Here is a 13,438-nt window from a genome sequence, read left to right as displayed (position 1 = left end):
GCTCTTGTCGGCGAAGGCTCCGCTGGCCGAGGCCACGCTCAGCTCATCGTTGCCGAAACGACCGGTGAACGCGGCGGTGGCGGTGTTGAGGCTGACATCGGTAGTGCCGTCATAAGTGCGGTTTTGCGCGGTAATACCGGTCACGGCACTGATGCTGGCCTTGCCGATGACATAGCTGCCCTCGACAACCTCGATGTCATAGCCCTGCTGATCGGAATACAAACCGGTCAGCCCCAGGCCATAAGTGCCTGCGTTGCGCGTGGAAACACTGGTGTAGCTGCCGCTGCCCAGCAGGGTGGCGCTGCCGTCGGAGAGGCTGTGGCTTACCCCTGCGACCGTGCCGCTCGTGCCGTCGTAGGTCTTGCCGGTAACATCGTCGACCGTGACGGTCACTGACTTGAGAAAACTGCGCAGCAGCGGGCCAGAATAGCCGTCATAGATTCGCCAGGCGGCGTTCGAACCGCCGGTAGTGGCGATGCTCCAGCCAGTGAAGGTGGAAGCCTGGGTCAGCTGATTCCGGGTTTTTCCAGTGCCGAGCGAGTTGCCGCTGAATAATCCCGTATTGGCGCCGCCGTTGTTGATTTCCGCGCCATTGGCGTCGGTGGTGGCGTAGAAGCTGCGCGCCACGACGCCGCCGCCATTGTTCAGTCCAGCCAGACCACCGAGTGCACCAGTGCCACTCACGCTACCGGTTGCGAATGAGTCATCGATCCGGGCGCCATTGAAGCCGATCAGACCGCCAACATAGGCGCCTCCTGTCACGTTGCCGGAGGCATAGGTGTTGATTACGTCTTTCTCGCTGTAGCCAGCCAGGCCGCCAACACTGGAGTTGCCGTTCACCGCGACAGCGGCATAAGCACTATTGATCAGCCCGCCACTGCTACCCACCAAACCGCCGACGTTGCTGTTGCCCGTCACGCTGCCCTTGGCATAGACATTACTGAGGGCGCTGTAACTTCTGCCGACCAGGCCGCCGACGTCGTTATTGCCCACCACAGTGGCGCCCACCAGACCGATATTGCGAATCACACTCCCGATGTTGGTGTAGCCAAACAGGCCGACGGAGTCGGTGCCCGTGCGGTTGATGGTGAGCCCTGTCACGGCATGGCTGCCGCCGTCCAATTGCCCGGTGAAACGGTTGCCGGTGTCCCCCACCGAAACGAAGCCTGCCGTGCTCCACATGCCGCTTGCATTGCTGCCCGCGGTAGCGCTGGCATCGATATCGCGTGCCAGGGTGTAGCTGGCACCGAGGTTGTAGGCCATCAATTGCAGCTGGTGGGCGTTGCCGATGCTGGTGCTGTATTCGCTGGCGAGGAAGGGGCGCGTCTGGCCCTCGATCATGATCCAGCCATTGGCACCTGTGGTGTAGACGTTGCCAGTGCCGGCGACGAGGCTCCAGGTGCCAAGGAAGCCATAGCTGCTGTGGTTGTAGCGGTTGCTGGAGGTGACGGCGCTCACGTTTATGCTATTGAAGAAGTCGGAAAAGTTGGGTTTGGCGCTGCCAGTGCTGTCGCTGTCCCAGTAGGAGTCGGCTACCAAGCCGAAGACGGTGTTGCTTCCGACCAGACCACCGAAGTAGACATCTCCCGACTGGACGAGGCCGCTGGCATAAGTGTATTGGACGGTCATTTCGTTGCGTCCGACCAGCCCGCCGACCTCTACCTGGCCCGTGACGTTGCCAGCGGCATAGGCCTGGTTGATGGTGCCCTGGTTGTACCCTACCAGCCCTCCGACGGAATTTTGGCCCGTGACGCTGCCAGCGGCATAGGCGTTGCTGATGGTTTTGAGACCGTTGACCCCGACCAGCCCTCCGACGTTCGTCTGGCCATTGACTGTGACAGTGGCAAAGACGTTACTGAGTTCTCCCAGGTTGAATCCGATCAGCCCGCCAACTGAGTTCCCGCCCGTGACGCTACCACCGACCACGCCAATATCGCGGATCACGCTGCTTGAGTCGGCGTAGCCGAGCAGACCGACATTGTCGGTCCCGCCAAGGTCGATAGTGAGGTTGGAGAGGCTATGACCCAGCCCGGCCAGTCGACCAGTGAACCGTGCACCCTCATTTCCCACCGGCACCCAGTTACTGATGCTGCCCAGGTCGATATAGCTGCCCACGGCGTAGTTGCCGTGTCGGTTGTCCTTCATGGCTTGCAGCGCCTGGGCATCGTTGACCACGTTGTAGGTGATAGTGTTGCCGGCGCTGCCTTTCTGCGTGCTGAAGTTCTGCCCGCTCTGCAAGTTGATCGGCGCCCTGACGTTGTAGTCCGCCGTGCCGCCATTGCTGCTGGCCTGGCCGTACTTCAGCGCGACCTTGCCATTGGTGTGCTGGGCAGTAATGGCGGCGTTGATATTGATGTTGTTATGGGCGCTGAGGGTGAGCGTGGTGCCCGCGTTCCAGGTCACGGCGGCATTGACGTGGATATCGCCCGGTTCAGCGCCGGTATCGGCGGAGGCGGTTTGCAGGGTGACGTCAGTGGTCGCCAGGTTATTGGAGAGCGTGTTGGCGCCGATGCCACTGTCGGTTTTGCCAGCACCACCCGCGCTGACGGTGAAGTCGGTCGGGTCGATCAGCCATTCACCTGTCTTGCCCGCCGCGGCTTTGGTGGTGACTCTTGCGCCGTCCGCCACCTTGACGTGAGCACCCGAGGTTTCGACAAAACCGCCGTTGCCGCCGCTCGGCGCACTGGCGTCGAGGGTGCCGGCCACCTGCACGCTGCCGCCGTCGAAGCTGCCGAGCAGGACGATCTTGCCGTTCTTCTCGCCAACAGTCTGCGCCTCGATGGTGCCGGTGTTGTTGACCACGGTGTTGATCAGCGCTTCACCAGCATTGGCGGTGAGCAGCACCTGGCCGCCATCGGCCTTGATCAACTGGTGGTTTTCCACCAGCGCATCGACCACCGCCTCGTCCACCTGCACGTTGAGCAGGCCGTCGCCGGCGAAGTCCAGGGTCACCGCATTGCCCGCCGCCAGGGCCACGCTGCCCTGTTTGGCGACGATCACCCCGTTGTTGCTGACTGTACCGCCGAGCAACGCCACACTGCCGCCATCGGTCGCGCTGATCTTGCCGTTGTTGACGACGGCGGCGTTCTTGCCGTTGCCCTTGAAGCTGTAATTGCCGGCTTCGAAGTCGCTGTTGCTGATATCCAGGGTCGAGGCCACCAGGCCACCGACATTGACCTGGGCATCCTTGCCGAACAGCACGCCGTTGGGGTTGACGATGAACACCCGGCCATTGGCATCGAGCTGGCCCATGATCTTCGAGCCATCGGCGCCCAGCACCCGGTTCAGCGCGATCGAGTCGCGACCGGGCTGGTTGAAGGTGACCTTGTTGCCGGCGGCGATATCGAAGCTCTGCCAGTCGATGGCGAGCTTGTTGCTGGCCTGGTCGATGACCATCTGGTTGTTCGCAGGCGTACCAATCTGTCCTTGTCCTGCGGTCACCTGGCCCCCGGTCGGCAAGTCGGCGGCGCCAGCCAGGGCCGGCAGCAGCAGAACTGCTGCCAGCACCGCACCGGCGCCCTTGGTACGGCGACGGGCGTGTTCATCGGCAACGCTCCAGGCGCCGAGGCTTGGGTTCCAGACGAGGGCATAGGTGCGGTTCATGGGGGGCTCCCTTCAGCGATCGAGGCGCAGGCGCGTGCTGACCAGCCGGCCTGGCAAAACGCTATTGGACGTGAAGGGGTTGGCAACTGGCTATCACTGAAACTGGGTAATTTCACCCCGGCGCGCGGCAGGGCTATACCTGATTCTGGTGATGGTCGAAGGCCACTATGGCGTGTCAAACTCGCGCATCCTCCATCTACTGCCACGGAATGCCTGCCGCCCATGTCGACCACCCGCCCGCCTCCCGATGACAGCCTGCTGCCCGCCCCCGTCTTGGTGGTCGAGGATGACGCCCTGATGCGCCAGCGGCTGGCGCGGGTACTGGGCGAAATCGGCTATGCCGACGAGGCGGTGAACTTCGCAGTGAACCTGGCCGAGGCCCGCGCCCATGTCAGCCAGCATCCGGTGGCGATGGTCCTGGTCGACCTCGGCCTGCCCGATGGCAACGGCATCGAGCTGATCCGCGAACTGCGCGCGCAGGACCCGGCGCTGTGGATCCTGGTGATCTCTGCCTGGAGCACCGAGGAGGCGATCCTCGGCGCCCTGCGCGCCGGCGCCACCGGCTACCTGCTCAAGGAACGCGACGACCTGGAGGTCAGCCTGTCGATCCGCAGCGTGCTGCGCGGCGGTGCGCCGATCGACCCGTTCATCGCCCGGCGCATCCTCACCCTGCTGCCCAGCGAGCCACTGCACAAGCCCGCCGACAGCGGCGACAGCGAAGCCCTCAGCGCCCGCGAGAGCGAGATTCTCGAATGGGTTTCCCGTGGTTTGAGCAACCGGGAAATCGCCGAACAGTTGACCATTTCCCGCTACACCGTCGAATGCCATATCAAACGGATCTACCGCAAGCTGGCCGTGTCCTCGCGTACCCGCGCGGTCAACGAAGCCCGGCAGCGCGGCTTGTTGCCCTGACCCTGCTGCTGGTCCTGCTGCCGTGGCTGTCGAGCCTGGCGCAGGCGAGCTGCCTGACCAGTATCGACCGCGTCATTGCCGCACCCGAGCGCAGCGGCGACGGCGCGCGCCCGCTCGACGGCTGGCAGCCGGTGAGCCTGCCGGACCTGTGGCAGCGGCACTGGCCCGGCTTCCAGGGCGCAGTGTGGTACCGCATCGACTGGCAGGCCGACTGCCCGGGCGAGCCGCTGGCATTGAACATCGATCGCATGGCCATGGCCGCCGAGGTCTGGCTCGACGAGCGCCTGCTGTGGCGTGACGAAAGCCTGGTGGAGCCTTTGTCCCGTGGCTGGAACCTGCCGCGCTACTGGCTGCTGCCGCTGTCCGGCGAGCAGCAGCGGCATACCCTGTGGATTCGCCTGGTGGGCTCCGAACATGCCGCGCCGGGCCTGGGCACGGTGCGCCTGGGCAACCACGCGCAGGTCTGGCCGGAGTACCGTCGCCAGTTGCTGGTGCAGCGCGACCTGATTTTCGTCAGCCTGCTGATTTCCGTGGTGCTGGGCGTGCTGTTCCTGACGTTCTGGCTGTTCCGCCGCCAGGAACGCACCTTTGGCTGGTTCGCCCTGGCCTCGCTGCTGTGGTCGGCCGGCATCCTCAACATGCTGGTGACTTCATCCTGGCCGTTCAGCCACGGCGAAATCTGGGATCGCCTCAGCCTGGTGGCGTTCGCCCTGTATTCCCCGGCGTTCTGCATGTTCATCTGGTCATTCGGCGGCATGCGTTTCAAGCGTTTCGAACAGCTGGTGTGGAGCGGCGCCCTGCTGCTGTGCCTGGCCATCATGCTGGTGCCCGACCGCCACCTGTCGTCGGTGCAGCTGGTGTCGGCGTTTTCCCTGCGCCTGGCCTTGTTCGTGGCCTGCCTGCAACTGCTGTGGCGTGCCGTGCGGATCCGCGATCGCTACCAGATCCTGCTGGGGTTGGGCATCGCCGGGCTGTCCATCTTCGAGTTCCTGACCCTTACGGGCGTGCTGGGTATCCAGGGGGTGTATGCCCTGTTGTCCGCGCCGCTCATGTCGATCCTGATGTTCCTGGTCCTGGCGACGCGCTTTTCCAGCAGCCTGCTGCGCATCGAGCGTTTCAACGATGAACTGCAGGCCACCGTGGACAGCACCCGCGCGGAGCTGACCCGCACCCTGCAGCGCGAGCACAGCCTGGAAGCCGACAACATCCGCCTCAACGAGCGCCTGCGCCTGACCCACGACCTGCACGACGGCCTGGGCAGCTCGCTGATGCGCTCGATCACCCGCATGGAGCACGGCGAAGGCTTGAACGACGGCCAGTTCCTCTCCGTGCTGAAGACCCTGCGCAGCGACCTGCGCGACGCCATCGACGGCTCCTCCGCCGTGCCCGCCTGGCAATCGCCGCAGGAGTGGCTGGCGGCGTCGCGGCGACGCTTCATCGACCTGTTCGATGACCTCGGCATCGCCTCGCAATGGCACCTGCCGGAGCACTGGCCGGGCACGTTCACGCCGGCACAGTTGCTGGCCCTCACGCGCTTTCTCGAAGAAGCCCTGACCAACGTGCTCAAGCACGCCGGCGCCTCGCGCCTGGATATCGAGGTGCGGGCGGAAGCGCAGAACGGCCTGGGCCTGGAGGTTCGCGACAACGGCCGCGGTTTCGATGTCGACAAGGTGCTGGCGGCAGGCACCGGGGTCGGCATGAGCAGCATGCGCCTGCGCATCGAGCGCATGGGCGGGCAGTTGCGCATCCAGTCGCGGCCGGGGGAAACCCGATTGACCGCCATCATCCACGGTGCCCCGGTGTCGGCCGGGGGCTGAAAAAACCGGGCCGGCCAAAACCTTGGCCGGCCCCACCGCCAATGATCGGCGGTCACCCTCGTACATGAAGGGTACTGCCGGGCGCCCTCAGCGCAGCGGCAAGGTGTAGCTGATGATCAGGCGGTTCTCGTCGATGTCGCGCTGGTAGTTCGAACGCAGCGCGGCGTTGCGCCAGAGCAGGTTGACGTTCTTCAGCGGCCCGGACTGCACGGTGTAGCCCAGGTCGGTGTCACGCTCCCATTCCCGGCCCTCGCCGGCGAAGGTCGCCGGGTTGGCATGGTCGCCGTGGTTGTAGCGGGTCGAGAATGTCAGCCCCGGTACGCCGACGGCGGTGAAGTCATAGGCATAGCGCAGTTGCCAGGTACGTTCGCCGGGCTCCATGAAGTCGGCGGCCATCATGTAGTTGGTCAGGTAGGCGTCGGTGCCGATGAGGTAGGGCATGGCGGTCGAGCCGGACAGGCCCTGGTAGGCCACACCGACGTTGTGGCCACCCAGGCTGTAGCCGAGCAGGACGTTGAGCGTGCGGTTGTCCACCCTGCCCGCCCGCGCCTGGCCCCTGTCGTCGCTGATGAAATAACGCGCATCCAGAGACAGCTTGCCCGGCCCGACCTTGCGACTGCCAAGCAGGCCGAGGTAGTGCTGACCGTAGATCTGGTCAAGTTCGCCATATTGGTAGCTGAGCACCAGGTCCGGACTGACCGTGTAGTCCACCCCGCCCATGCGGAAGTCGTCGGCTTGCGGTGTACCGCTGAAGCGCCGGTTCTTGTTGACCAGGCTCATCGCCTCGCCGTGGGAGTAGTCGCGTCGGGTGGTGCGGTCGATCTGGGCGTAGGTGAAGGTCAGGTTGTCCAGCTCCTTCGAGGTCAGCACGCCACCCTGGAAGGTCTGCGGCAGGATGCGCCCGGTGCTGGAGGCGATGGTCGGATACTTGAGCAACTGGGTGCCGATCTTCAGCTCGGTCTGCGACAGGCGTGCCTTGGCGGCGATACCGAACTTGCTGTATTGATCCGGCGCCGTGCCGTCGTCACCCACCGGCAGCAGGCCGGTGCCGCTGCGCCCTGCGGAGGAATCGAGCTTGAGGCCGAGCATGCCGATGGCGTCCAGGCCGAAGCCGAGGGTGCCTGCGGTGTAGCCGGAGCGCAGGTCGAGGATGAAGCCCTGGGCCCATTCCTCGCGCTTGGAGATGCCGGCGTCTTCGCGGAAGTCGCGGTTGAGGTAGAAGTTCTGCGCCTTGAGGCTGGCCTGGCTGTCGTCGAGGAAGCCGGCGGCATGGGCCTGGAGGGACAGGGACAACAGGGTGACGGCAGGCAGGATCTTGTTTTTGTTGTGCATGGCGGGTCCGTTGGGCCGGATCGGAGTCCGGCCTTTTCTATTGATGTTGTTGGTCAGGGCCTCATCGCTGGCAAGCCAGCTCCCACAGGGTTCGGTGTTGCCCTGAAGATCTAGGCAAGTACCCCGATCTGCCACGGGCAGAACTCATCTTCCCCAAGCCCGTTCAGCTCGCTCTTGGTCTGCTCGCCAGAGGCATGGGCCAGCAGCCGTTCGAAGATCTCCTGGCCCATTTGCGCGATGGTCTTGTCGCCATCGATGATCTGCCCGCAGTTGATATCCATGTCATCGCTCATACGCTGGTACATGGGCGAGTTACTGGCGAGCTTGAAGGTCGGTGCCGGCACGGAGCCGAAGCAGGAGCCGCGCCCGGTGGTGAAGGCGATCAGGTTGGCGCCACCGGCGATCTGCCCGGTGGCGGAGACCGGGTCGTAGCCCGGGGTGTCCATGAACACCAGGCCGCGGGCCGTCACCGGATGGGCGTATTCATAGACATCCATCAGCGGCGCATTGCCGCCCTTCTTCGCCCCGCCGAGGGATTTCTCCAGTACGTTGGCCAGGCCGCCGGCGTTGTTGCCCGGGCTGACCCGGCCATTGATCTGGGTATCGCGGCCGCGGTTGTACTCCAGCCACCAGTCGATGCGCGCCACCAGCTTGCGCCCTACTTCCGGCGTCACCGCACGGGCGGTCAGGGTGTGCTCGACGCCGAAGATTTCCGAGGTTTCGGAGAGGATCGCGGTACCGCCATGACGGACCAGGATATCCACCGCCGCCCCCAGTGCCGGGTTGGCCGAAAGCCCGGAGAAACCGTCGCTGCCACCACACTGCATGCCGATCATCAGGTGCTCGGCGGACACCGGTTGGCGCCGCACCTCGTCAGCCTTGGGCAGCATGCCCTCGATCAGGGCGATGCCCTGTTCGGTGGCGCTCTTGACCCCGCCCACGTCCTGGATCACCAGTTTCTTCAGCATCGGCCCTTCCACCAGCCCTTCCTGCTCGAAGAAACCATGGATATTGTTGCGCTCGCAGCCCAGGGCGATCACCAGCGCGCCAACCGTATTGGGGTGCTTGATATGCCCGGCGATGGTCCGCCGCAGCAGGTCCATGGGCTCGCCGGTCATTTCCATGCCGCAGCCGATCTCGTGGACAAAGGGCACCACGCCATCGATCTGCGGGAAAGCCGCCAGGCGCGAAGCATCGAAGTGGTTGGCGATCTTGCGCGCCACGGTGGCGCCGCAGTTGCCGACCACGAACACCCCGAGGTAGTTGCGCGTGGCGACCCGGCCGTCGTCGCGGACGATACCCTGGAAGGTGGCACGCTGCGCGGGTGGCAACAGCTCGGTGGGCACATAGTCGAGGCCATGGCGATAGTCGCGCTCGGTGTCGCCGAAGGCGATGTTGTGACTGTGCATCCAGGTGCCCGGGGCCAGGTCCTCGGCGGCATAGCCGATCACGGTGTTGTACTTGAGCACGGCCTCGCCCCGGGCAATGGCCCGTGCGGCGATCTTGTGCCCCAGCGGCACCGCCTGCTGCGTGGCGATGCCTTCGCCGGGGATGGCGGTGCCGGCGGGAATCTCGATGCGCGCGATGACGACATTGTCGGCGGCATCGAGGCGAATGACGGGGCTGACTTCACGGGAGTTCATGCTGTTGTTTTCCTGATTTCACTAAACCCCGTGGCGGCGCCGACACAAGCAACGCCGCCACGCACCACTCAAGGACGCTTGCCGAACTCGACGCTGTCCTGGGTCCAGGCCAGGGCCTGGTCGCTGAGGGAGAAGCCGAGACCCGGACGGTTCGGTACCCACATGCGGCCGTTACGCAGCTCCAGGCGCTCGTTGAACATCGGCTCCAGCCACTCGAAATGCTCCAGCCACGGCTCTTCCTGGTAGGCCGCCGCCAGGTGCAGGTGGATCTCCATGGCGAAGTGCGGTGCCAGCTTCAGGCCCTGGAAACTGGCCAGGTTCATGATCTGCAGGAACGGCGTGATACCGCCGACACGGGGTGCGTCGGGCTGAATGAAGTCGCAGGCATTGGCACGGATCAACTGGGCGTGTTCGGCGAAGCTGGTGAGCATCTCGCCGGTGGCGATCGCCGTGTCCAGCGACGCGGCCAGGGCGGCATGGCCCTCGACGTCGGCGCTGTCCAGCGGCTCCTCGATCCAGGTCAGGTCGAACTGCTCCAGCTTGCGGCAGAAGCGCTGGGCGGTGACCCGGTCCCATTGCTGGTTGGCGTCGACCATCAGCGGGAAGCCTTCGCCAAGGCGCTCGCGCACCGCCTGCACGCGCTTGAAATCGATGCTGGTGTCGGGCTGGCCGACCTTGATCTTGATCCCGCCGATGCCATTGGCGCGGGACGCATCGACGTTGTCCAGCACCGCTTCCAGTGGCGTCGACAGGTAGCCGCCGGAGGTGTTGTAGCACTGCACCGAATCGCGATGGGCTCCCAGCAGCTTGGCCAGCGGCAGGCCGGCACGCTTGGCCTTGAGGTCCCACAGGGCGATGTCGAATGGCGCGATGGCCTGGGTGGTCAGGCCGCTGCGGCCCATGGACGCGCCGGCCCAGAGCAGCTTGTTGAACAGCCTGGCGATATCGTTGGGGTCCTCGCCGAGCAGGGTCGGAGCGATCTCCCGGGCATGGGCGTACATGCCCGGCCCGCCGGCGCGCTTGGAGTAGCCGAAGCCGATGCCTTCATGGCCTTCGCGGGTGCGGATCTCGGCGAAGATGAAGGCGATCTCGGTCAGCGGCTTCTGCCGCCCGGTCAGCACCTTGGCATCGCTGATCGGCGCGCCCAAGGGCAGCACGGTGTAGGACAGCTTGATCCACTCGATGCTGTCGGTGGTGGCTTCGCCGACCTGCATGGAGGCGATCTTCGGGTCGATGTAGACGTTGCTTTCGATCATGGCGGGTCTCTCTTATTGAACGCTGGAAGGTTTGCCGGTCAGGTCGGACAGCTGCAGGCGCTGGATCTTGCCGACGATGAACAGGTAGGAGAACGCGGCGAGCAGGCCGTGGGCGCCGACGTAGAACAGCGCGCTGGTGAACGAGCCGCTGGACTGCAGCAGGTAGCCGATGACCACCGGAGTGACGATGCCGGCGGTGTTGCCCAGGGCGTTGAACACGCCGCCGGTCATGCCGACCATCTCCCGTGGCGCGGTGTCGGCCACCACGCTGAAGCCGAGGTTGCCGAAGCCCTTGCCGAAGAAGGCCAGGCTCATCACCGCGATCACCAGCCACTGGGCGTCGACGTAGTTGCACAGCATCATCGTCGAGCTGAGCAGCACGCCGGTGATGATCGGGGTCTTGCGGGCGATGCTCAGGGACTGGGTGCGACGCAGCAGCCAGTCGGAGAAGAAGCCCGAGGACACCGCACCGATCAGCCCGCACAGGGCCGGGATCGACGCCACCAGGCCGGCCTGGAGGATGTCGAAGCCACGCTCCTTGACCAGGTAGATGGGGAACCAGGTGACGTAGAACCAGGTCACCGCGCTGACGCAGTACTGGCTGATGAACATGCCCAGCAGCATGCGGCTCTTGAACAGCACGCCGATTTCCCTGAAGGAGCTGCGGCGCTGGCTTTTCGGCAAGGCGGACTGGCCTTCCAGGTCGACCAGGGCTTCACCCTTGCGCAGGTAGTCCAGTTCCTCGGCGTTCATCTTCGGGTGGTTGACCGGCAGGTAGTAGTGCTTCCACCAGATTGCCGCGATGCCGATGCCGACGATGCCCATCACGATAAAGACGTACTGCCAGCCGAAGGCGTAGCACAGCCAGCCCATGAAGGGGGTGAAGAAGGCCAGGGAGATGTACTGCGCACTGTTGAAAATGGCCCCGGCCATGCCCCGCTCCGTGGACGGGAACCAGGAGGCGATGACCCGGGTGGACGCCGGGCCGACCGGCGCTTCGGCCACCCCAAGCAGGAAGCGCAGGGCCAGCAGCAGCGGCACGATCATGCCGACGTAATGCACCAGGCCCATGCACACGGTGAAGACCGACCAGATGCAGATGGCCAGGGCCATGGTCTTCTTCGAGCCGAAGCGGTCGCTGAGCCAGCCGGAGGGAATCAGGAAGATCACGTAGGCCCAGCTGAAGATGGAAAACAGGTAGCCCATCTCCACCGAGCTGATGCCCAGTTCCTTGCTCATGTCGGAGCCGGCCACCGACAGCGCGGCGCGGTCGCCGCTGGACAGGGCCAGGACCATGGTGATCAGGGCCAGGATCAGGTAGCGGTAGCGGGTGGCGCTGGCCGACGCGACAACGGCACCGGCGGCGGGGCCGGTGGCGAAGGTGTCAGGGTTGTTCATCGCGATTGCCTCATTGTTTTTATAGGGTTCGCGCAGGGGCCTTCCGGACGACGCCCGCTTGTCGATGGTCAATGACAGCGTTATCAAATGACAGCGCTGTCATTAATTCTTGTCCCGATGTGGCCGGCTTTGCAAATCGGCGATAGCGACAAATTCCCATGGACTGGGACAGCCTCGCGAACGAGGAAAATCCGCGCCGATCCGGTAGAATCCGACGATCCGCGCCCCTTCTGCCCAGAGTCTCGCCATGCTGGAAACCCCCGCTCCGCTCGTGCCCCGTGCCACGCCTGCCACCCTGGACGACGTGGCCAAGATGGCCAAGGTTTCGCCCATCACCGTGTCACGGGTGATCAACCGGCCTGAACTGGTTTCCGAGAAAACCCAGAAGAAGGTGCGCAACGCCATCCGCAAGACCGGCTACGTGCCGAACATGCTCGCCGGGGCGCTGGTCTCGCAGCGCAGCCGGCTGGTCATCGTGGTGGTGCCGAACATCGCCAACCGCGCCTTCGTCGACACCATCGGCCAGCTTGGCCAGCGCCTGGCGCAGGCGCGCTACCAACTGCTGCTGAGCCAGTCGGACCTGGACGCCTCCGGCGAATCCGGGCTGATCGACGCCATCCTCGCCCGCCGTCCCGACGGCATCGTCCTCACCCGCCGCCTGCAGAGCGCCGAGGCCCGGGACAAGCTGATCGCCCGCGGTGTGCCGGTGGTGGAGACCTGGGAACTGGCGGAGCAGCCGATCGACACCGTGGTGGGCTTCTCCCACGAGGCGGTGGGCCGGGCGATGGCCGGGCACATCGTCGAGCGCGGGCATCGCCGGGTCGGCCTGGTATGGAGCGACGACGACCGCGCCACCCGGCGGCGCCTGGCCTGTGTCGAGGCGCTACGGGCGGCGGGGGTCGAGGTGGTCGCCTGCGAGTTCGAACGGGTTCCGGTAGACATGGGCAATGGCCGCGAAGCCATGACCCGGCTATTGAAGGCCGGGGTGCCGATGGATGCGGTGATCTGCAGCATCGACCTGCTGGCCCAGGGCGTGATGGCCGAGGCCCAGGCCCATGGCCTGCGGGTGCCGGAGGATGTGGCGGTGATGGGCTTCGGCAACCTGGAGTTCGCCGCACATACCCATCCGCGTCTGAGCACGGTGAACGTGGATGGTGGGCGGATCGGCCTGCGCACCGCCGAACTGCTGCTGCAGAGGATCGAGGGCAGCCTGGGGCGCGGGGTGCAGGTGGAGGATGTGGGGTTCAGCCTGGTGGTCAGGGAGAGCACCTGAGTTCTCCAGTGTCTTTACCGGCCTCATCGCTGCATGGGTATCTACACTTCTTTTTCTCTTCGTGCTGGTGCTGGTGGTGCGTGCATATCCGGTCGCGGCGGTGACCCCGCCGGCGCCTTCCGCCTTTACGGCGGCTTACTTTTTTCTTGGAAAAAGTAAGCAAAACCGCTTGCTCCTGCATCCGGCCCTACGCTGCGCTCCGGG

9 protein-coding genes and 1 pseudogene are annotated in these 13,438 nt (G+C 65.0%); 4 read left to right on the top strand and 6 right to left on the bottom strand.

Translation table 11 applies throughout. The annotated features are described in order from the left end of the window. Nucleotides 1–3,459, bottom strand: a 3,459-nt coding sequence (locus V0R59_RS31415; RefSeq protein ID WP_408005265.1) for a two-partner secretion domain-containing protein, incomplete at its 3' end; no start/stop codon positions are given. A gap of 3 nt (nt 3,460–3,462) precedes the next feature. After that, a pseudogene (locus tag V0R59_RS32135) lies at nt 3,463–3,603 on the bottom strand (ESPR-type extended signal peptide-containing protein); the annotation flags it as partial. A gap of 222 nt (nt 3,604–3,825) precedes the next feature. Between V0R59_RS32135 and V0R59_RS31410 the strand changes: the two are divergent. Together V0R59_RS31410 and V0R59_RS31405 are read left to right on the top strand one after the other, a co-directional pair. After that, nucleotides 3,826–4,515 (top strand): response regulator transcription factor, encoded by a 690-nt coding sequence (locus V0R59_RS31410; RefSeq protein ID WP_330077362.1) that lies wholly within the window; start codon nt 3,826–3,828, stop codon nt 4,513–4,515. Beyond that, nucleotides 4,425–6,332, top strand: a complete 1,908-nt coding sequence (locus tag V0R59_RS31405; RefSeq protein WP_330077363.1) for a sensor histidine kinase — start codon at nt 4,425–4,427, stop codon at nt 6,330–6,332. Before V0R59_RS31410 ends, V0R59_RS31405 begins: the two co-directional genes overlap by 91 nt. An 87-nt stretch (nt 6,333–6,419) precedes the next feature. Here V0R59_RS31405 and V0R59_RS31400 read toward each other — a convergent pair whose 3' ends face one another. From V0R59_RS31400 to V0R59_RS31385, 4 genes are all read right to left on the bottom strand, one after another. Then, the gene (locus tag V0R59_RS31400) at nt 6,420–7,664 is read right to left on the bottom strand and encodes an OprD family porin (protein ID WP_330077364.1); all 1,245 of its coding nucleotides are present in this window, start codon (nt 7,662–7,664) and stop codon (nt 6,420–6,422) included. Between the two features lie 110 nt (nt 7,665–7,774). Beyond that, nucleotides 7,775–9,307, bottom strand: a complete 1,533-nt coding sequence (locus V0R59_RS31395; RefSeq protein WP_330077365.1) for a UxaA family hydrolase — start codon at nt 9,305–9,307, stop codon at nt 7,775–7,777. A 68-nt stretch (nt 9,308–9,375) separates the two neighbouring features. After that, entirely contained in the window at nt 9,376–10,563 is a 1,188-nt protein-coding gene (locus V0R59_RS31390) for an L-talarate/galactarate dehydratase (protein WP_375547410.1), read from the bottom strand. 12 nt (nt 10,564–10,575) lie between these two features. Further along, nucleotides 10,576–11,961, bottom strand: coding sequence for an MFS transporter (locus tag V0R59_RS31385; RefSeq protein ID WP_330077366.1), 1,386 nt, complete (start codon nt 11,959–11,961; stop codon nt 10,576–10,578). Between the two features lie 247 nt (nt 11,962–12,208). Here V0R59_RS31385 and V0R59_RS31380 point away from each other — a divergent pair, with 247 nt between their 5' ends. Beyond that, nucleotides 12,209–13,234, top strand: a complete 1,026-nt coding sequence (locus tag V0R59_RS31380; RefSeq protein ID WP_330077367.1) for a LacI family DNA-binding transcriptional regulator — start codon at nt 12,209–12,211, stop codon at nt 13,232–13,234. Further along, nucleotides 13,197–13,438, top strand: a 242-nt coding sequence (locus V0R59_RS31375) for a hypothetical protein (RefSeq protein ID WP_330105860.1), incomplete at its 3' end; no start/stop codon positions are given. The genes V0R59_RS31380 and V0R59_RS31375, both read left to right, overlap by 38 nt.

The sequence above is a fragment of the Pseudomonas ulcerans genome, from assembly GCF_036324125.1.
In the GTDB taxonomy this organism is placed as follows: Bacteria; Pseudomonadota; Gammaproteobacteria; order Pseudomonadales; family Pseudomonadaceae; genus Aquipseudomonas; species Aquipseudomonas ulcerans.
Note: the sequence above shows the minus strand (reverse complement) of the source record. Positions and strands in the feature narration are given on the sequence as shown.